This is a genomic window from Synechococcus sp. CS-603, from assembly GCF_977929215.1.
In genome coordinates this window covers 2408330-2424852 of record NZ_OZ376778.1, presented here as the reverse complement: position 1 = coordinate 2424852, position 16523 = coordinate 2408330, and the positions used below count along the sequence as shown (strand labels likewise).

The window sequence follows — 16523 nt, the reverse complement described above, 5'->3', positions numbered from 1 at the left end:
GTCGGATCAATTCAAATTCTTTTTTCTCAACTAAAATTGATGACAACATCTAATCCCGGCAATCGCAACTTCAACGACTACTCCACCGAGCAGATCCATCTGGACCAACTCAAAAGAGCTGAACTCTTTAATGGCCGTGCCGCCATGGTTGGACTCTTGATCGGTGTTGTCGTGGAAGGACTTACCGGAGCGGGCATCGTCCACCAAATTGGTCTTGGTCCCCTTGTCGATGGCTACGCCGCCTGTCACACCAAATTCTTGCCTTTCTGTTTCTGAGGATTTCGGTGCGTCGGCTAGCGGATCCGACGCTCTGCCTTGAAAGTTCAGTCCGTCACCATCAAAATGTCCCCCGCTCCATCGAGCTGCCATGAATCGGGTCCCGATGCCGCCGCTCACTGAAGAGTCGCTCCGTGCCCTGTTCACCAAGCCCTATGGCGTTGCCGGACCTGCTGCCGAGCAATGGCGAGCCGTTTATGACGAGTCGGTCTATTTTCAGGATCCAACCCAGGAGAAACGAGGCATTGACGCCTACATCCAGGCTCAGGAGGGGCTGATGCGTCGCTGCGACGACGTCTTCCTTGAGCCCGTTGCAGTGGCGCTCAGTGGCGACACCGCCTTTGTGGAGTGGACGATGGGCCTGAAGATCAAGGGGTTGGAGTTTGTTTATCCCGGCACCACCAGCCTTTGCATCGGTGCCAACGGAAAAATCGTTGAGCATCGCGACTACTTCGATTTCGTTGGACCCACCTTTGCACCGGTGCCTGTGCTGGGTGGTTTTGTGCGCTGGCTCTACCGACGATTCGTGTCCTGAGGGCGGCCAAGGGCGTTGGTACCATCAGCAACACAACTTCATCTACGAATGTGTTTGTCGTTCTCCGCACTGGCCTTGCATTGGGGCGAATGACCAGCCAGCCTTAGGGGGACAGAAGAGGCAGGAGGATTCGATTGTGTTACAGACCATCTCGTTACTTGCCGCCACCTGTCTAGTGGGATTCGCGGCGTTGCAACTTCTATTCACGATCGGTACGTAGGAGCATCTTATCGGAAAAGCCAGGCTCCTTGGGCCCAGTTGCCTTTCCGTCATTTCAACCTGAAACTTCATTTTGCAAGCTAATTCCGGAGCGTAATGATCTAACGTGGTTTCGGGTTTTCCGTAAGCCGAAGGCCGCTACGTAGCATGATCTCAACTCCCTTCAACGTTGATTTCCTGTGCTGCACGGCTGGTCACTGATCCCCAATCGCCAAGCGTTACCCAAGGAATTACTCGCTGGCCTCGTGGTCGCCCTGGGCATCATCCCCGAGGCCATCGCCTTCTCGATCGTGGCCGGGGTGGATCCGCAGGTGGGTCTGTTTGGCTCGATCTGCATTCTGATCGTGGTAGCCCTGCTGGGCGGAAGGCCAGGCATGGTGTCGGCCTGCACGGCCGGTGTGGCTCTGTTGATGGGCGGGTTAGTGCAATCCCATGGCCTCAGCTATCTGCTCGCCGCCTGTATTTTGGCGGGCCTGTTTCAGATCGCCTGGGGTTACTTGCGCCTTTCCCAGCAGATGCGTTTCGTGCCCCGTTCGGTCACGTTGGGCTTCGTGAATTCAATCGGGGTGCTGATCTTTCTGGCCCAGTTGCCTCAGCTCGGTTTTGGCCGCCTGGGTGTGGACACCCCTTCACCGCTGGTGGGGGTGGAGGCTGTGAGCTGGCCGATCGTGTGGGCTCTGGTTGCTCTTGGGCTGGTGATCATCTACGGCCTTCCCCGCCTCACCAAACGGGTGCCCTCCACCTTGGTGGCGATTGTGGTGATCGGCGTGATCGCCGAGGTGTGGCAGTTGCCGGTGCCGCGGGTGGGAGATCTGGGCCAACTTCCTTCGAACCTGCCAGTCTTTGCTATTCCGACGATCACCGCTTCTTTCGACAGCCTCGCCATCATCCTGCCCACAGCGTTGGCGATCTCGTTTGTTGGGCTGCTGCAGTCGTTTCTCACAGCCAATGTGGTGGAAGGCCTGGTGGATGAAGACTCGGATTATGAAGCCGAAGCCAGGGCTCAGGGCATCGCCAACATCGTTGCCGGCCTGTTTGGCGGCATGGCAGGTGCCGGCATGATTGGCCAGAGTGTGATCAACATCGAATCCGGCGGTCGCTACCGCCTCTCCACCCTCACAGCAGGGGTGTCTCTGTTGATCCTTGTGATCTCACTGAGCGGCTGGCTGGCGCGCATTCCGATGGCGGCCCTGGTCGCGGTGATGCTGATGGTGTCGTTCAGCACGGTGAACTGGCAGTCGTTCCTGAAGATGGGAAAGCTGCCCAAGAGCGATAGTTCGATCATGGTCACCACCTTGGTGCTGGCTCTGCTGACGCGCAATCTGGCGATCGCTGTTGTGGTTGGCGTGGCCCAGGCGGGGATTCTGTTCAGCCGCAAGGTGGCGAAAGTGATTTCTGTGGAATCCACCTGGTTGACGGATGAACACATTCACTACACCGTGCGTGGTCAGTTGTTCTTTGTCAGCGCCGTTTATTTTCTGGCTGGCTTCAGTCAGCATCGGTTCCCACCCTGCATCACCATTGATATGGCTGAGGCACGGATCTGGGATCAGACTGGCACACGCGCCCTCGATCAGGTGATCCGCAAACGTCGCCAGGCCGGCTCCAGCGTGAAAGTGTTGAATCTCAACCGAGAGAGCCTTGATCTGTTTGAGCGCATCAGCGAAAGCCCCGCTGTAGTGATCGGCGCGAGCTGTGATCTCTCTTGAGCTTCAACTCCCAATGCTCTCGTTCTTTGCTTGAATGAAGCCTTGACTATTGCGTTTGGGGGCTGCATCCCAGGGCAATCACGATGGCTGCTGTGGAATTGAGCTGGAGTTAGACCATAAACCAGCCTACCCCTGTGATGAGATAGTACAGTCCTGCCAGGATCAAGGCGATACTGCCGAACTTGGTGATTTCTTCGGAATATTCCAGTAATAGCTTGGCTTGTTTGGCAAACCCAGCCAACAAACTTGCTAAAAATATAATAATTGTGTAGCCCAGGGCATAGCTTGTCATCGTTAGCACAGCGAGTGGCTGAGAGCCGCTTGCAGCGGCAGCGGCAAGCACTGCGAACAACACCGGACTGGAGCAAGGAGAGCTGACCAAGGCAAAAGTCAAACCCACGCCAAAAGGACCAACCGTTGAACTACCAACATTGACTTGAGGAAGCGGCACCTTGATCACTCCCAATAAGCTACATCCCATCAACAAGATGATCGCTCCAACGGCAATATTGATAAAACCGCGATATTCGATCATCACTAGGCCCGCGAAGGAGGAGGCCAGGCCGAATAGGCTTAAGATTACTACATTGCCAAGAACGAATAATCCCGCTTTGTTGAAGGCGTCTTGCCGTGAGGTGATATTGCGTGTGCCGATATAGCTCAGGTTGATTGGCAGCATCGCCAGTATGCAGGGGGAAACACTGGCAATCAATCCTCCGGTAAAGGCAAGAGGAAGCAGTACGAATGGATTGGCCGCATCCTGCTGGGAGAACCATTCTTGATAGTGATTCTCAACGATTGAAATCAGGCGGTAGACAGCTAGCGATAGGGGGCCAGTGGCCAGCAGGGCGATCAGTAAGCCGGTTAGGACCAGGGCGCCAAACAGTTTCCATTGTCTTGGCATCTGAAAGGGGCTCCTTCTGCGTCTGTGCGCGCGCGTCATGGTGTCTGGCTCTGGGTTTGGATTTCTAGAAGATTCATAGTGATCACGGGGTGGAGTTGACCTTCTGGAGTTAGCGCTTCAGTGCTGCTGGCTGATAGTTTCTTATGGCGAAATCACAGCCAGGCATGGCTGTGATTGCAGCAAGCCCATGCGTCAATGCGTTGGCGATGGTGCTGGGAGCTGAGCGTGGCGTCAGTGGGCTTGCGCGAACAGAAGTGGCTTCCAATGAGCTCAACCAACGAAGATAAAGGCCAGTGACTGTTGGTCACTGGCGGTTCAACACGCTGGGATGGCTGGATGAAGGGCTTAAGCATGAACCCTATGGCAGAAGAATCTGCTTTGGATTGATGCTTAGGAGGTTGATGACTTTATTTCCTTGAGATTGCAGCGTCAAGAACTTTTGTGTAGGCTGATTTGTTTGGGTTGTTGCGATGTTGCGCCAGGATCTTGCCTGTTGCAGGATCAATGATGGTGAGGGAACCTGTCTGGGTTTTGTTGGCAGCAAAGAAATTGCTGAGCCCAAGCTTGCGGGCGGTTGCTTCGGATTTGGCTGTAGAGGCCCTATCTGAGACATCTAAAACAACGAAGTTCACGGCTCCTGCATATTTCTGCTTGAGCTGGGAGAGGGTTGGAGCGATGTTTTTACAGGCAGAGCACCAGCTTGCATAGACGTCGACAACAACTGGCTTGCCTTGCAGTTGTTGCGCCAGCTTCCCCGTGGTTTGGGCCTGGGCGGGATGGGAGATCGCCTCGGAGACGAACTTTTGAACGCCTTGCGGGTTGCTGAAAGCCGTGGTGATGCCAACGCCGAGGATTGCGATGGCCGCGAACTTCGGAATCGACTGGGTGACGATGGGAGCCATGATGAATTTGTATGGTGGAAGAAGGGTTAAAGCCTTGGGCCAAGGCAACGGAGATCCCTCGCCCCCTACTACCGATGAACAGTCCGATCGGATTGCGCCCCTCCAGATCCCGACCCACCGCTGAGATGCCGCCGCATCTTGCGCTGTTGTCTGGTGGGCTGGAAACCACGGCCAGCAAAGGGCGGTAGCTTGCCGGGGACAACCCTTGATTGCCGATGTCCCTGATTCCCCGTTGGAGCTTCATGACCGATGAGGCAAAGGCGCTGACCAAGCGGACTGTGGTTTCCGCTGGGCTGCTCGTGCTGGTATTGCTGGTGTTCAGGGCCTTGCTTCCCTGGGTGCTTCTCGGCCTGGTGGCTTGGTGGATCTGGAAGGCGATCGCCAAATAGGCAACAACCCGATGCCCCATCACGCCAATCGCCCCACCAAAATCTGCCCGGTTTGCGGGCGCCCCTTCCAGTGTCGAAAAAAGTGGAAGAACGTTTGGGACGAGGTGCTTTATTGCTCCGATCGCTGCCGCAACAATCGCAAGCGGCTGAATGCGACGGGGGGTTCGACTCTGCCTTGACCTGTGTACGCGATCCCAGCCTGACTCCAGGATTCCCATAGCCGAAATCATCAGTGATTTGGCCGAACGGATTGTTGTCCAGACTTGACCCAGACAATGTGGCCATCCCGATGCGAATGTCAAACTGCGTTTCTATAGAACGTTCGCGCCCCAATCTTTTTCCGCAATCTGCCCCTGATGGCCGCCCGCACCGATCTCACCGACGCCCTGCTCGCCTTGATCCCAGAAGATGGCAGCAGGCTCAGCAATGCGGAGTTGCGCGCTGATCTGTTGGATCTGGCCGATGAACCCTTCAGCGATGAGGAATTCGAAGCTGCCAAGGATCATGTGGTGGCCATGGGCGCCGCCGAGAAAGCCCGTGGCCCTGGTGGCGGCTTGAAGGCCGCCGGGATCAGCCCACCGCCCAGGCAGGCCTCTGCATCCGGGAATGGCCGCAGCCGCCGCAATGGCAACGGTGCGGCCGCCACCGCCGCGCCCACCATCGCCGCCGGAACCACCGCCGCCTCGGCGCTCACCGGCGAGCTGCGCAACCAGATCGATGGCATCTGGAATGCCTTCTGGAGTGGCGGCATCGCCAACCCCCTGGAGGTGCTGGAGCAGCTCACCTACCTGCTGTTCATCCGCCGCCTCGATGAGCTGGAAACCCTGTAGGAGCGCAAGGCCCTGCGCACCGGGCAGCCGATGGTGCGGCGGCTTTATCCCGAAGGCAATGACCCGCAGGAGCGCCCTTACGAGCGGCTGCGCTGGAGCCGCTTCAAACAGCTGGCCGCCACCGAGATGTTCGAGCTGGTGGGCGAGCGCGTGTTCCCCTTCCTGCGCACCCTTGGCGGCGATGGCTCGGCTTTTGCCAGCCACATGAAGGACGCGCGTTTCACGATCCCCACTGCCGCCCTCCTGGCCAAGGTGGTCGATCTCCTGGATGCGGTGCCGATGGCGGATCGCGACACCAAGGGCGACATCTACGAGTACATGCTGGGCAAGCTGGCCACCGCCGGCACCAACGGCCAGTTCCGCACACCGCGCCACATCATCGAGCTGATGGTGGCGATGACGGAGCCCAAGCCCACCGACGTGATGGCCGATCCGGCCTGCGGCACCTGCGGCTTTCCGGTGGCGGTGGGCGAATACCTGCGCGAGCACCACCCGGAGCTATTCAGCGACACCCAGCAGCGCGAGCACTTCAACCATGGCCTGTTCCATGGTTTTGATTTCGACAGCACGATGCTGCGCATCGGCTCGATGAACATGCTCTTGCACGGGGTGGAGAACCCCGATGTGAGCTATCGCGATTCCCTCTCTGAAGACGGTGCGCTCGAGGAGAATCGCTACTCCCTGATTCTTGCCAATCCGCCTTTTGCTGGCTCGCTGGATTTCGAAAGCACCAGCGGCAAGCTGCAACGGGTGGTGAAAACCAAGAAAACCGAGTTGCTGTTCATGGCCTTGTTCCTGCAGCTGCTCAAACCCGGTGGCCGGGCAGCGGTGATCGTGCCCGATGGGGTGCTGTTCGGCTCCAGCAAGGCCCACAAGAACTGCGCCGCACTCTGGTGGACGATCACTTTCTCGAAGGCGTGGTGTCGCTGCCGAGCGGGGTGTTCCGCCCCTATGCAGGCGTGAGCACGGCGATCCTGCTGTTCACCAAAACCGGCCGTGGCGGTACCGATCAGGTGTGGTTCTACGACATGAGCGCCGATGGCTGGAGCCTCGACGACAAGCGCAATCCTCTGCTGCCGCTCGAGAAGCTGGGGCCTGCGCCGAAAGAGCCTTTACAAGAAGGCGAGCACGCCAAGAACAACCTGCCCGATGCCCTGGCCCGCTGGAAGGAACGCACAAGCTCAGAGCGCGAACGGGCGCGCACGGAGCAGAGCTTCTGCGTGCCCAAGGCGGAAATCGTGGCCCAGGGCTATGACCTCAGCCTCAACCGCTACAAGGAGCTGATCTACGAAGAGGTGGAGCACCGGCCTCCGATGGAAATCCTGGCAGAACTGCGGGCGATCGAGCAGGAGATCCTGCAGGGGATCGAGGAGCTGGAGGGGATGCTCCGATGAGCCCATCCCATCTCCACTCAGCGGGCCAGGCCAAGAAACACCAGCAACGATCGGTTGAGGCGGATCACGTCGTCATCGTTCAGGCGGCCGATCTTCTGGCCGAGGCGGTTCCTGGCCACGGTGGTGACTTTGTCAACCATCAGGCGACTCGTTGCTTTCAGGCCGTTCTCTGCTGTGGGTTCCACCCACACCCGAAACACAGGGAGATCGGTGTTGTCGGTGGTGATCAGACAGACCACGATCGAGTCGCGGGCCGCGAAGGCGTCGTCCTGAACGATCACCACAGGCCTGGGCTTGCTGGCATAGCCGGATCCTCCGGCCATGGTCCAAAGCTCACCACGCTTCACTGGCTGGTCTCGTCATCGGGCCACTCGACCACCGAATCGATGAAGGCCTGGATCTCGGCCTCTTCCGGGCTTTCGTTGGCCAATCGCGACTGCCGCCGCGCCTCGGCTGCAAACCCAGGCGCATGCACATCCGGTACCCAGATCTGGATCGGCCGCATCCCCTGGGCCCGCAGCCGCTGGCGGTGCTCCCGCACCTTGCGGCGGTTGGCGGCGCGGCGCGCTTCCTGGGCGCTGTCCTCCGATCGGGGAGCCTCCGGGTTGGCTTCGGCTTCCATGACAGCGTCAGCGCTGGTTACATGTCATGGTAACGGGGGTCGCGGACGAGCTGCTTCAGCCGAGATCAGGCTCCAGGCCGAGATAAAGGCGCAGGCCCGCATCGATGCTGGCCAGCTCCACCTCGCTCACCTGGCCGTAGCGGCGGCGGATGCGCTGCTTATCGATCGAGCGCAGCTGATCCACCAGGGCATAGGAGGGCTTGGTAAGACCGCTCGCACCTGGGGGCCAGGGGCGGATAAAGGGCGCCGGGGGCCGGCGTTCCGGTGATCGGAACCACAGCCAGCAGCGGAAACCTCTGGCTGGAATTCACCGCCGGATCACTTACCACCAGGCAGGGTCGGGTGCCGCGCTGTTCATGGCCGAGGGTCGGCTCCAGATCCACCAGCACCAGGCTGCCCCGGGGCAGGTTCATGGCTGGACATCTGGTGAGCCGGCAACCTGCCAACCGGATTCCGGCCGCCAATGCAGCGGCACTCCGGCGCTGGGATCAAGCAGGTCACTGTCCCCTTCGGGCAGGGCCTCGGCCCAATCCGCCAGCCCAAGGGCTGCGGTGGCGACGCTGTCGGGGTGGGGAGCCTCCAGGGAACGCAGCAGTCCAAGCCTTTGGCGCCGCTGCAGTTCGTGGCGCACGGCCTCGGCGACGAAGCGGCTGCGGTTGCCCTCGATGCGGTCGATTCCGGCGACCAGTTCTGACGACATGGTCACGGTCACCCGTTCGGCGGGGGGGCTGGAGCGCGCCATGGACGGGAAAAGGTATGCAGGCCAGTATGATCATATCGACTTTCCAATGGCCAGCCCTGTCCAGGTGCGACAGCAGCGAACAGGGATGGTGCGGGAGCTCAACCTCAGGCTTGATCAAACCAACGAGCTGGTGCATGAAGAGGTGGAGCACCGCCCGCCGTTGGAGAACTTGCCGGAACCACGCGTGATCGAGCTGGGGATCCTGCAGAAGGTCGAGGAGCTGGAGGGGATGCTTCGATGAGCTGGCCCAGTGCTTATCTCGGGGAAGTATGCAGTTTTCTCTCAGGGTTCGCCTTCAAATCAGACTACTTTTCCGACGAGCCTGTTGGCCTGCCAATAATACGAATCAGAGATGTCCTGCCTGGGACCAGCAAGACTTACTACAGCGGCCCTTATCACGCAGACTATTTGATCAACAATGGAGACATTCTGATTGGCATGGATGGAGAATTTAATCGAGAGCGCTGGAAAAGTTCTGCTGCCCTGCTTAATCAACGAGTCTGCAGGACAATTGCGAAGGAAGATGTCCTAAATAATGACTACCTGTATCACGCTCTTCCGACCATTCTGAAGCGGATCGAAGAGGAAACACCCTTTGTTACCGTTAAGCATCTTTCGGTGGCAAAACTCAGATCCGCCGAAATCCCCCTCCCCCTGCTGGAGGAGCAGCGGCGCGTCGCGGCGATTTTGGATAAGGCCGACGAACTGCGCCGCAAGCGTCAGCGTGCCCTGGTCTGCCTAAACCAGCTAGGCCAGGCCATCTTCATCGAGATGTTTGGCGATCTACTTGTATCCAAAGAGGAGGCAGTTGCCTTGGGCGAGGTCTGTGACGTTCGGGATGGCACACACGACTCTCCAATGTATGTCGATGTCGGCTTTTCCCTTATGACTTCGAAGAATTTTTCCCGCGGCAGAATCGACTACTCAGGTGCCAAACTAATTTCTGAAGCAGACTTCATTGACATTAACAAAAGGTCGAAGGTTGACAGGGGGGATATAATTATGCCGATGATTGGGACAATCGGCGGCCCGGTTGTTGTTGATTTTGATCCGGACTTTGCAATCAAAAACGTTGCTCTGATTAAATTCAAAAATAGTCGAATGAACCCTGAGTACGTTCGTCAAGTCCTAGATGGCAAGCTGTTCAAATCACATGTCGCAAGTGCCGGACGCGGGGGAACTCAGAAATTCATTTCTCTTGGCGATATTCGCGGCTTCAAGATTCCCTTTCCTAGGATTAGTCAGCAAAATCTCTTTGCAAGGAGGGTGCGCAGACTTCGCACTGAACTACTCCGGCATGTCGAGGCCATGAAAGCTGGTGAGACTTTTTTCGCCTCCCTCAATCTCCGCGCATTCCGTGGGGAGCTCACAGCCTCATGCCAAAAAGAGGCCACCGAATGAAAGCCACCGAAGCCAAACTTCTCCAGATCCTGCACGCAGTCCAGCAATTCATCATCCCGATCTACCAGCGCACCTACTCCTGGACCCGTCAGGAATGTGAGCAGCTCTGAGCCGACATCCTCCGGACTGGTGCTTCTGAGGAGATTGGCGTCCACTTCATCGGCTCGGTGGTGCACATCGATGAAGGCCTCGGCAACCTCGCCGTGCGGGCGCCCAAGTTGGTGATCGATGGCCAGCAGCGGCTGACCACCGTCACCCTGCTGCTCACCGCCCTCGCCGAAGTGCTCGCGAAGTTGCCAGAAGAGCAGCAGGAGCCCATTGAAGGCTTTGCGCCGGACATGGTCCGCGAGTACTACCTGATCAACCGGCTCCAAAAGGGCGACAAGCGTTTCAAGCTGCTGCTCTCCGATACCGATCGCACCACCTTGAACGCTCTGGTGGAAGGACGCGGGGCGCCACTACCGCCGAAGCCCTCGATTCGCATCACCGATAACCACGCCTTCTTCCTCGAGCAGCTGCGCAAGCCCGCCACAGATCTGTCGGTGGTGTGCCGCGGGATCAGCAAGTTGCTGGTGGTGGATGTGGCCCTCTCCAGGGATCAGGACAACCCCCAGCTGATCTTCGAGAGCATGAACTCAACCGGCCGGGAGCTCTCCCAGGCCGATCTGATCCGCAACTTCGTGCTCATGGGCCAACCTCCTGAACACCAGGAGCAGCTGTACAGCCACCACTGGCGGCCTACGGCTGCAATCAGGGCTGATTGAAAGTCTGATCAAGTCGCCCATCCTGGCCTGATCCCAGCCATTGTGAGCAGCTTGGCGATGTCGTGGGCCACCTCAGCCAGCCCAGCTCTCACCGAGTAGTGGCCGTGCAGCCCGAGCAGGTTGAGGGCCAGGGTCCTCAGCGTGGCCAGCACGGCAGCGCCGGGGCCGCCATAACGGTGTTCATCTTCATGGAGCTGGGTATCGCGGATCCAGTGCCAGCTTTCAATGCACCAGCGGTCCCTCACCAGTTGCAGCAGGGCTTTTGGCGTGGTGCGCAGGCTGGTGAGAAAAAGGTGCCGCTGGAGGGAGGGCTTGCCATGACGCTTGCCACTGACGACAAGTTCAACAATCCAGCTACTGCCGGGCCAGGCCTCGTTGATGAAGTCAGGAGCCTGTTTGGCCCTGAGTATCCAGGTGGTGTCGCGTCCATGGCTGCGTTCAGAAACCATTGCTGTGAGAGGGATCTTGCGGGAGTAGAGGAACTGCTCGCCGATCTGGCGATGCAGGGTCCTTTGGTTTGCTTTCACTGTGAGGAGGAAGTCGGCCCCCTGCTCCGTGAGCTGCCGAAAAACGGTTTCTGGGTATGAAGCGCGTCGGCCTGGATCAAGACGCCGTCGAGATCCATCGTGGCCAACAGCTCCCGCAGTACGGCACGCTCGTGAGATTCACGGGTGTCGTAGGTGGCCTGGGCAATGGCCACACCCAGGGTCTTGGAGTAGAGCGTCACCTGAGAAATGAACGCACCGCCGCCACCGTCGGTCTGGACAATCGAGCCGCGGAGTGTCTTGCCGTCGCACACGAGCTGATCAAGACCCATCGCACCACCTGGGATCTGGGCGAGCATCCACCCCTGCAGCTGCCGGCAGATCTCGGCCACATCAACCTGCAGGAACAGATAGCGGAAGGTGGAATCAGTGGGTGGCCGCCTGAGCTCAAGACCCAACGCCTGGTTCAGCGCAGCGTGATGGCGGAGGGCAAAGCGCTCCAGATCCCGCAGGCTCTGGCAGCCACTCAAGATCCCGAGGACCGCCACCAGGAGCAGAAACCACTGGGGGAAGCGCACCCCACGACGCATCCGTCCCTCTGGGATCGCCTGCAGAAAGCTGATCAGGTCGGCAGAGGCATTAGCAGGAGAGGGTTCTGGCAAAGAAGGGATCCATTCCCGCCGACCAAACCCAATGCTCGCAGCAACGCCAAGCTCGCTTGTGACAGACTTTCAATCAGCCCTGTGTTTCGGGGAAGCACCTGCATTGTGCGCGAGTGCCTTGGTTTTGTTTTTCAGGAATCCCGCTGTATCTCTTCATTGGACCGCTTCAACTGCAGCATTCTGCCGTTCGAGTTGTTTGGCTTCCAGTTCTTTGGCGGCTTCCCTGGCCTGATCGAGAGGCACAAGCAGTGGAGATTTCTGCTCGGCTGCAGACGGCGTGGTGTTGCTCGGAGACGATCCAGCACAGGCCACCAATGCGCTGCTTAAAAGCAGCAGGGCAATTCCACTAAGGAATGGTTCTTTTGATTTTATGCCCATTGCTTGGACTCTGCTGGGTAAAGGTTAGAGATCAGCACGCCCCTGCCTGCTTGCCGATGCGGGAAATTCTTCTTCGTTCAGGTCAATGTCTAGTTCGGCGATGTGATTTCTGATTCTGCCCAGAACGTCTGACACGGCTTTGTTATAGATGCTCGGGGCGATTTCAGTCAAGAACAGCTCCAGCAGCCCCCCGGCAGCAATGGTTCCGATCTCTTCTTCCCTGGAGTCGTGGAAGTAATTGATAATCGAAGCCACGGCCTCCTTGCGTGCCTGCTTGGGGAGTTGGATGGCCATGGATCGGTCGGCAGCCGCGTGGGTTGTTTGTGGCGGTGAGAATAGCCAGTTGTGCCGCAGATTTACAGCCGATCTCCCGCCTTGGCCCCCAGCTGTTGGAGTAGGGCCTGGCCTCGGGCGGGGGCCTTTCCTTCTAGCTGGGCTTCGCGAATCAACAGCGGGCAGCCGCCGGTGGAGACCACCAGTCCCAGGGATGGCACCACCTCCAGCACCGTGCCGGGTTGCTCAGTCGGGCGCGAGCTGGAGTCCCGGTTGTTCCAGGCCTGAGCCAGCTGGGCGGCCTGGCTGCTGAGTTGGTCCACCAGCCTGGCCACCAGGGGCTCGCTGACCAGCAGCTTCAGCCGCTTCTCCCCCCAGATGCTGTGCGCTCCGGGATACAGCCCCATCACCTGGCGATGGAGTGTCAGGGCTGAGGCGCTCCAGTTGATGCGGAAATCCTTCTTGGCCAGCAGGCGGGCATAGCACTCGTTGGCGCTGGGCTGGGGCCGCACCTCAAGCCGCGCCAGCCGTTCGGCTTCCGGGCCAGCTCCTGCCTTCTCGATCAAGGGCATGGCCGCAACCAGCAGCTCGGCGGTGAGCTTGCTGAGGCGAAGTGCCAGTTGCTGGGCGTTCTCGAGCAGGCCGATCGTCAGCCGCTTCTCCAGTAACACCGGCCCGGTGTCTAAGCCCTCTTCCATGGCCATGATGCCAACGCCTGTTTCGGCGTCGCCTTCCAGCAGGCTCCACTGAATCGGCGCGGCCCCGCGCCAGCGCGGCAGCAGCGAGCCGTGGCCGTTCCAGCAGCCCAGGGGCGGCTCGTTGAGCACGGCTGGAGGCAGAATCTGGCCGAAGGCCACCACCACGGAGATATCGGCGCCAAGGGCAGCCAGTTGAACCTGCAGCTCTGCCTCCCTGCGGATGCGCTGGGGGGTGAACACCGGCAGGCCGAGCTCCAGGGCGCGTGCTTTGACAGCTGATGGAAGAAAGGCGGAGCCTCGCCCCCGGCGGCGGTCGGGCTGGCTCACTACAGCCACCAGTTCGTGGCCGGCGGCCACCAGGGCATCGAGGCTGGGCACCGCGTAAGCGGGGGTGCCCCAGAACAAGATCCTCAAGACGCTTTCTTCTTCCCCGCAGCCGAGAGGCTGGCGACCAGGCGCATCGGATCAGGCGTCGCCGGTGATCGACAAGCCTTCCACCCACACGTGAGGGCAGAGGCCATCGGGGGTGACCTTGGCCTCTCCTTCAAAGCCCACCAAAGCCTTGAGCACCTGGCGGATGTCGCCGGCCACGGTGGCCGCCTCGATCGAGCGGGTTTCACCGCCCTGGATCAACCAGCCATCAAAGGGCAGCGAAAACGAACCCTGGCTGGCTTTGACGCCGGCATGCAGCGCTGAGAGGGAATCAATCCAGACCACGCCGTCGGCGCTGTGACGATCCAGCCCCTGGGCGCCGCCAGCGCTGCTGCCGGAGCCGACTTCAAACCAGTTCGCACCCACCGACACCTTGGCCCCCAGGCCGGCATGGCCGGTGGGGGCGACGCCGAAGGCACGGGCGGTGGCCTCCGAGTGCATGAAGTGGCTGAGAACGCCATCTTCGATCAGACCCAGGCGGCTCACCGGCGTGCCTTCGCCATCAAAGCTGGAGGCACCGATGTTGCCCGGGTGCAGGCCGTTGTCATGGATGGAGAGGAAGGGAACGGCCAAGCTGTCGCCCAGCGACTCCCGATGGCTGAGGCTGACGCCATCCAGCACGGCCCGGGCGTTGAACAGATTGCTGAAGGCACCGACCAGGTCGAGAAACGCTTCGGGGCTGAACACACAGGTGTAGTAACCCGTGGCAATCGGGGCGTAGTCGAGGTGGGAGATGGTGAGCTCTGCGGCTTCATCAATGCAGCCGGCGATGTCGAGTTCGCTGGCGCCATAGGCCAGGCGCACGGCACCGCTGCTGCGTGGCTTGCGGCCGGCTTCCTCGGCCCTGGCGTAGAGGTAGAGGCTGGCGGTGCTGAGTTGCTGTTGGCGGCAGGCGCCGGCGCTGTTGAGGTAGATCCGCTCGCTGGCGCGCTGGGCCAGGCCGTTGTACGGAACTGTCGTGATCGCTGCGTGGCGACCAAGCAGGTCGCGCTCGGCCTCTTTGAGCGTGGTCAGCAGGCTGAGAATGGCCTGGGGGTCTTGGATCGGTTGATCGAGGGGCTCCAGGGGAGCGCCCGCCAGGGGTGAAAAGGCCGGTGTGTCGTTGGCGTTGCCATAGGCGCTGGCTTCCTTGGCGCCGGCGAGGGCGCGCGCCAGGCCCGCCTTGGAGAGATCGGAGGTGCTGGTGATGCCCACCAGGCCATCGCCGTTCCAGACCCGCACGGTGATCGAGCTGCGTTGGGCGCCCTTGAGCTGCTTGGCTTCACCCCGGTCGACCTGCACGGACGTGTCGGTGCTGCAGGCGGCCCCGAGATCCCATCGCTCGATGCCCAGATCGCCGGCGAGGCGTTCCAGTTGTTGGCCCAGTTGGACGGCATCGAGGCCAGGAGCCTTGGCAGCGGCTGGGGTCGTGGCGCTCAGTGAGGTGCCCATGCTCATCGCCCCCCCACCGTGATGCTGTCGACCTTGATGTGGGGCTGGCCGACCGTCACGAAGATGCTGCCGCTCACCGAGCCACAAAAGCCAGCGGCCAGTTCCAGATCGTTGGCACACATCGAGATGCGTGGCATCACCTCCTTGGCTTCACCGATCAGGGTGGCTCCCTTCACCGGCTTTCCCAGTTCTCCGTTCTCGATCAGGTAGCCCTCCTCGACGGCAAAATTGAACTGGCCGGTGGGGCCGACGCTGCCGCCACCCATCGACTTGCAATACAGCCCGGTCTCGATCGAGGCGATCAGGTCAGCGGGGCTGTGGGGGCCAGCGGCGATGAAGGTGTTGCGCATGCGGCTGGCGGCGGCGAAGGAATGGCTCTGGCGTCGGCCGCTGCCGGTGCGGGCGTGCCCAGTGCGCAGTTCGCCGGCCCGGTCGGAGAGAAAGCGCTTGAGCACGCCGTTCTCGATCAGCACGGTGCGCTCAGGCTCCATGCCTTCGTCGTCCATCGAAAGGCTGCCGAAGGCGCCGCTGCTGAGGCCCTCATCGATCGCCGTGACCGCCGCATGGGCGATCGGGCTGCCCACCTGCTCAGCGAAGGGGGTGGTGCCCCGCTCCACCTGGGTGGTTTCGAGCAGGTGGCCGCAGGCTTCGTGGAAGATCACACCGCCGAAGCGGTTGGCCAGCACCACCGGGTAGCTGCCGGCTTCGACGTAATCGGCGCGGAGCATGGCCTGGGCGCTGGCGCAGATCTCTGCGGCCGAAGCGTCTGGGTCCCACTGGCGCAGGTCATCGGGGCGATCGCTGCTGCCATAGCGCCGCCCCTGGCTGGCCCGGTGCTCCCCATCGGCGGCCAGGGCATTGAGCCCCACCGACTGGTGCAGCCGGATGTCGCGGGCGAAGGTGCCATCACTGGCGGCCACCATCACCTCCTGCCAGTCGCGGGCATAGCTGCCGCGGCGGGCCTGCAGGTGCTGGCCGTGGCGCTCGAGCAGGGCGGTGCCCTCCAGAAGCCGGCTGGTGGCCTCGCCCAAGCCGGGGCAATGATCCAACCAGGCCTGTTTGCTCTGGCCGTAATCGCGCAGGCCTGAGAGGCCGTCGAAGCGGCTGGAGTCGCTGCTGCCGCGCTCCAGGCCAAGCATGCCGAGGGCCTGCTCCAGGGCCGCCATCAGCCCGCGCTCGCTGAGGTCGTTGGTGGAGACGAAGCCATCGCGCTCCTCGCGGAACACCCGGATGCCAGCGCCCTTGCCAAACGCCGGGCTGACATTGGTGATGCTGTCCTGCTCGGCCAGCAGACCGATGTGGTCGGTGCTCTCGAGAAACACTTCCACCAGGCTGGCTCCGGCGGCGCGGCCTGAGGCCAGCACCAGCTCCAGCCTCGATCGCCAGCTCAGGTCGAAGGGATCGAGCTGAACCAGGGCCAGGGGAGAAGCAACCAAGAGGTTTGGGTGGGGTGGTGGAACGTGTTGTGGGGCCTTTG

At 60.6% G+C, this 16523-nt stretch carries 23 protein-coding genes and 1 pseudogene; 11 read left to right on the top strand and 13 right to left on the bottom strand.

The genetic code is table 11. The features are described 5' to 3' along the window. Positions 1-39: 39 nt before the first annotated feature. The 3 genes from ACXMDM_RS12815 (at position 40) to ACXMDM_RS12805 (ending at position 2739) form a co-directional block, all read left to right on the top strand. Positions 40-276, top strand: coding sequence for a chlorophyll a/b-binding protein (locus ACXMDM_RS12815; protein ID WP_071801867.1), 237 nt, complete (start codon positions 40-42; stop codon positions 274-276). A gap of 91 nt (positions 277-367) precedes the next feature. Beyond that, positions 368-811 (top strand): nuclear transport factor 2 family protein, encoded by a 444-nt coding sequence (locus tag ACXMDM_RS12810; protein WP_071799881.1) that lies wholly within the window; start codon positions 368-370, stop codon positions 809-811. A gap of 398 nt (positions 812-1209) precedes the next feature. Beyond that, on the top strand, positions 1210-2739 hold the full coding sequence (locus ACXMDM_RS12805) for a SulP family inorganic anion transporter (RefSeq protein ID WP_071799880.1): 1530 nt from the start codon (positions 1210-1212) through the stop codon (positions 2737-2739). A 109-nt stretch (positions 2740-2848) separates the two neighbouring features. Here ACXMDM_RS12805 and ACXMDM_RS12800 read toward each other — a convergent pair whose 3' ends face one another. Together ACXMDM_RS12800 and ACXMDM_RS12795 are read right to left on the bottom strand one after the other, a co-directional pair. Beyond that, positions 2849-3643: a cytochrome c biogenesis protein CcdA gene (locus ACXMDM_RS12800; protein ID WP_205526848.1), complete on the bottom strand. Its 795-nt coding sequence runs from the start codon at positions 3641-3643 to the stop codon at positions 2849-2851. 407 nt (positions 3644-4050) lie between these two features. Then, positions 4051-4545 (bottom strand): TlpA family protein disulfide reductase, encoded by a 495-nt coding sequence (locus ACXMDM_RS12795; RefSeq protein WP_071799878.1) that lies wholly within the window; start codon positions 4543-4545, stop codon positions 4051-4053. Positions 4546-4754: 209 nt separating this feature from the next. Between ACXMDM_RS12795 and ACXMDM_RS12790 the strand changes: the two genes are divergently transcribed. The 5 genes from ACXMDM_RS12790 (at position 4755) to ACXMDM_RS12770 (ending at position 7158) form a co-directional block, all read left to right on the top strand. Beyond that, the gene (locus tag ACXMDM_RS12790) at positions 4755-4934 is read left to right on the top strand and encodes a hypothetical protein (protein ID WP_499570443.1); all 180 of its coding nucleotides are present in this window, start codon (positions 4755-4757) and stop codon (positions 4932-4934) included. A gap of 11 nt (positions 4935-4945) precedes the next feature. Then, entirely contained in the window at positions 4946-5113 is a 168-nt protein-coding gene (locus ACXMDM_RS12785; protein WP_071799877.1) for a DUF2256 domain-containing protein, read from the top strand. Positions 5114-5290: 177 nt separating this feature from the next. Beyond that, the gene (locus tag ACXMDM_RS12780; protein WP_233830974.1) at positions 5291-5764 is read left to right on the top strand and encodes a type I restriction-modification system subunit M N-terminal domain-containing protein; all 474 of its coding nucleotides are present in this window, start codon (positions 5291-5293) and stop codon (positions 5762-5764) included. Positions 5765-5794: 30 nt separating this feature from the next. Next, positions 5795-6727, top strand: a complete 933-nt coding sequence (locus ACXMDM_RS12775; protein WP_250638236.1) for an HsdM family class I SAM-dependent methyltransferase — start codon at positions 5795-5797, stop codon at positions 6725-6727. Then, the gene (locus tag ACXMDM_RS12770; RefSeq protein WP_250638235.1) at positions 6685-7158 is read left to right on the top strand and encodes an N-6 DNA methylase; all 474 of its coding nucleotides are present in this window, start codon (positions 6685-6687) and stop codon (positions 7156-7158) included. Before ACXMDM_RS12775 ends, ACXMDM_RS12770 begins: the two co-directional genes overlap by 43 nt. A gap of 17 nt (positions 7159-7175) precedes the next feature. Here the strand turns inward: ACXMDM_RS12770 and ACXMDM_RS12765 are convergent, their stop codons facing one another. Genes ACXMDM_RS12765 through ACXMDM_RS12745 form a run of 5 tightly spaced genes read right to left on the bottom strand, consistent with a single transcriptional unit; the run spans position 7176 to position 8522 of the window. After that, positions 7176-7481, bottom strand: coding sequence for a type II toxin-antitoxin system PemK/MazF family toxin (locus ACXMDM_RS12765; protein ID WP_233830971.1), 306 nt, complete (start codon positions 7479-7481; stop codon positions 7176-7178). A gap of 20 nt (positions 7482-7501) precedes the next feature. Next, positions 7502-7780 carry an antitoxin MazE family protein gene (locus ACXMDM_RS12760; RefSeq protein WP_083544341.1) on the bottom strand — a complete coding sequence of 93 codons (279 nt, stop codon included), beginning with the start codon at positions 7778-7780 and terminating at the stop codon, positions 7502-7504. Positions 7781-7835: 55 nt separating this feature from the next. Beyond that, on the bottom strand, positions 7836-7967 hold the full coding sequence (locus ACXMDM_RS12755; RefSeq protein ID WP_499570421.1) for a type II toxin-antitoxin system PemK/MazF family toxin: 132 nt from the start codon (positions 7965-7967) through the stop codon (positions 7836-7838). Further along, positions 7939-8193: a type II toxin-antitoxin system PemK/MazF family toxin gene (locus ACXMDM_RS12750; protein WP_071799875.1), complete on the bottom strand. Its 255-nt coding sequence runs from the start codon at positions 8191-8193 to the stop codon at positions 7939-7941. The genes ACXMDM_RS12755 and ACXMDM_RS12750 overlap by 29 nt, the downstream gene beginning before the upstream one ends. After that, positions 8190-8522 carry a ribbon-helix-helix domain-containing protein gene (locus ACXMDM_RS12745; protein WP_145537304.1) on the bottom strand — a complete coding sequence of 111 codons (333 nt, stop codon included), beginning with the start codon at positions 8520-8522 and terminating at the stop codon, positions 8190-8192. The genes ACXMDM_RS12750 and ACXMDM_RS12745 overlap by 4 nt, the downstream gene beginning before the upstream one ends. A 46-nt stretch (positions 8523-8568) precedes the next feature. Here ACXMDM_RS12745 and ACXMDM_RS12740 point away from each other — a divergent pair, with 46 nt between their 5' ends. The 3 genes from ACXMDM_RS12740 (at position 8569) to ACXMDM_RS12730 (ending at position 10687) form a co-directional block, all read left to right on the top strand. Beyond that, positions 8569-8763 (top strand): hypothetical protein, encoded by a 195-nt coding sequence (locus tag ACXMDM_RS12740; protein ID WP_145537307.1) that lies wholly within the window; start codon positions 8569-8571, stop codon positions 8761-8763. Further along, the gene (locus tag ACXMDM_RS12735; protein WP_071799870.1) at positions 8760-9923 is read left to right on the top strand and encodes a restriction endonuclease subunit S; all 1164 of its coding nucleotides are present in this window, start codon (positions 8760-8762) and stop codon (positions 9921-9923) included. Before ACXMDM_RS12740 ends, ACXMDM_RS12735 begins: the two co-directional genes overlap by 4 nt. 167 nt (positions 9924-10090) lie before the next feature. Further along, positions 10091-10687: a DUF262 domain-containing protein gene (locus ACXMDM_RS12730; protein WP_205526847.1), complete on the top strand. Its 597-nt coding sequence runs from the start codon at positions 10091-10093 to the stop codon at positions 10685-10687. Between the two features lie 8 nt (positions 10688-10695). Here ACXMDM_RS12730 and ACXMDM_RS12725 read toward each other — a convergent pair. From ACXMDM_RS12725 to ACXMDM_RS12700, 6 genes and pseudogenes are all read right to left on the bottom strand, one after another. Beyond that, positions 10696-11762: pseudogene (locus ACXMDM_RS12725) on the bottom strand (ISAs1 family transposase). Positions 11763-11987: 225 nt separating this feature from the next. Further along, complete coding sequence (locus tag ACXMDM_RS12720) at positions 11988-12212, bottom strand: hypothetical protein (protein WP_145537052.1); 225 nt, start codon at positions 12210-12212, stop codon at positions 11988-11990. 24 nt (positions 12213-12236) lie between these two features. Continuing rightward, on the bottom strand, positions 12237-12506 hold the full coding sequence (locus ACXMDM_RS12715; protein ID WP_071799865.1) for a DUF2164 domain-containing protein: 270 nt from the start codon (positions 12504-12506) through the stop codon (positions 12237-12239). A gap of 62 nt (positions 12507-12568) precedes the next feature. Beyond that, on the bottom strand, positions 12569-13597 hold the full coding sequence (fmt, locus tag ACXMDM_RS12710; protein WP_071799863.1) for a methionyl-tRNA formyltransferase: 1029 nt from the start codon (positions 13595-13597) through the stop codon (positions 12569-12571). A gap of 51 nt (positions 13598-13648) precedes the next feature. Continuing rightward, entirely contained in the window at positions 13649-15046 is a 1398-nt protein-coding gene (locus ACXMDM_RS12705; protein ID WP_071799861.1) for a TldD/PmbA family protein, read from the bottom strand. A 2-nt stretch (positions 15047-15048) separates the two neighbouring features. Beyond that, a complete protein-coding gene (locus tag ACXMDM_RS12700) occupies positions 15049-16437 on the bottom strand; it encodes a TldD/PmbA family protein (protein ID WP_120352810.1) in 1389 nt (462 codons plus the stop codon). Positions 16438-16523: the final 86 nt, after the last annotated feature.

Excerpts from the sequence above, each read along its gene's own strand:
- ACXMDM_RS12740 (WP_145537307.1), top strand. The coding sequence starts at position 8,569 with ATGGCCAGCCCTGTCCAGGTGCGACAGCAGCGAACAGGGATGGTGCGG.
- ACXMDM_RS12750 (WP_071799875.1), bottom strand. The coding sequence starts at position 8,193 with ATGAACCTGCCCCGGGGCAGCCTGGTGCTGGTGGATCTGGAGCCGACC.
- ACXMDM_RS12765 (WP_233830971.1), bottom strand. The coding sequence starts at position 7,481 with ATGGCCGGAGGATCCGGCTATGCCAGCAAGCCCAGGCCTGTGGTGATC.
- ACXMDM_RS12735 (WP_071799870.1), top strand. The coding sequence starts at position 8,760 with ATGAGCTGGCCCAGTGCTTATCTCGGGGAAGTATGCAGTTTTCTCTCA.
- ACXMDM_RS12720 (WP_145537052.1), bottom strand. The coding sequence starts at position 12,212 with ATGGGCATAAAATCAAAAGAACCATTCCTTAGTGGAATTGCCCTGCTG.
- ACXMDM_RS12785 (WP_071799877.1), top strand. The coding sequence starts at position 4,946 with ATGCCCCATCACGCCAATCGCCCCACCAAAATCTGCCCGGTTTGCGGG.
- ACXMDM_RS12810 (WP_071799881.1), top strand. The coding sequence starts at position 368 with ATGAATCGGGTCCCGATGCCGCCGCTCACTGAAGAGTCGCTCCGTGCC.
- ACXMDM_RS12745 (WP_145537304.1), bottom strand. The coding sequence starts at position 8,522 with ATGGCGCGCTCCAGCCCCCCCGCCGAACGGGTGACCGTGACCATGTCG.
- ACXMDM_RS12800 (WP_205526848.1), bottom strand. The coding sequence starts at position 3,643 with ATGCCAAGACAATGGAAACTGTTTGGCGCCCTGGTCCTAACCGGCTTA.
- ACXMDM_RS12705 (WP_071799861.1), bottom strand. The coding sequence starts at position 15,046 with ATGGGCACCTCACTGAGCGCCACGACCCCAGCCGCTGCCAAGGCTCCT.
- ACXMDM_RS12815 (WP_071801867.1), top strand. The coding sequence starts at position 40 with ATGACAACATCTAATCCCGGCAATCGCAACTTCAACGACTACTCCACC.
- ACXMDM_RS12780 (WP_233830974.1), top strand. The coding sequence starts at position 5,291 with ATGGCCGCCCGCACCGATCTCACCGACGCCCTGCTCGCCTTGATCCCA.
- ACXMDM_RS12775 (WP_250638236.1), top strand. The coding sequence starts at position 5,795 with ATGGTGCGGCGGCTTTATCCCGAAGGCAATGACCCGCAGGAGCGCCCT.
- ACXMDM_RS12795 (WP_071799878.1), bottom strand. The coding sequence starts at position 4,545 with ATGGCTCCCATCGTCACCCAGTCGATTCCGAAGTTCGCGGCCATCGCA.
- ACXMDM_RS12760 (WP_083544341.1), bottom strand. The coding sequence starts at position 7,780 with ATGGAAGCCGAAGCCAACCCGGAGGCTCCCCGATCGGAGGACAGCGCC.
- ACXMDM_RS12715 (WP_071799865.1), bottom strand. The coding sequence starts at position 12,506 with ATGGCCATCCAACTCCCCAAGCAGGCACGCAAGGAGGCCGTGGCTTCG.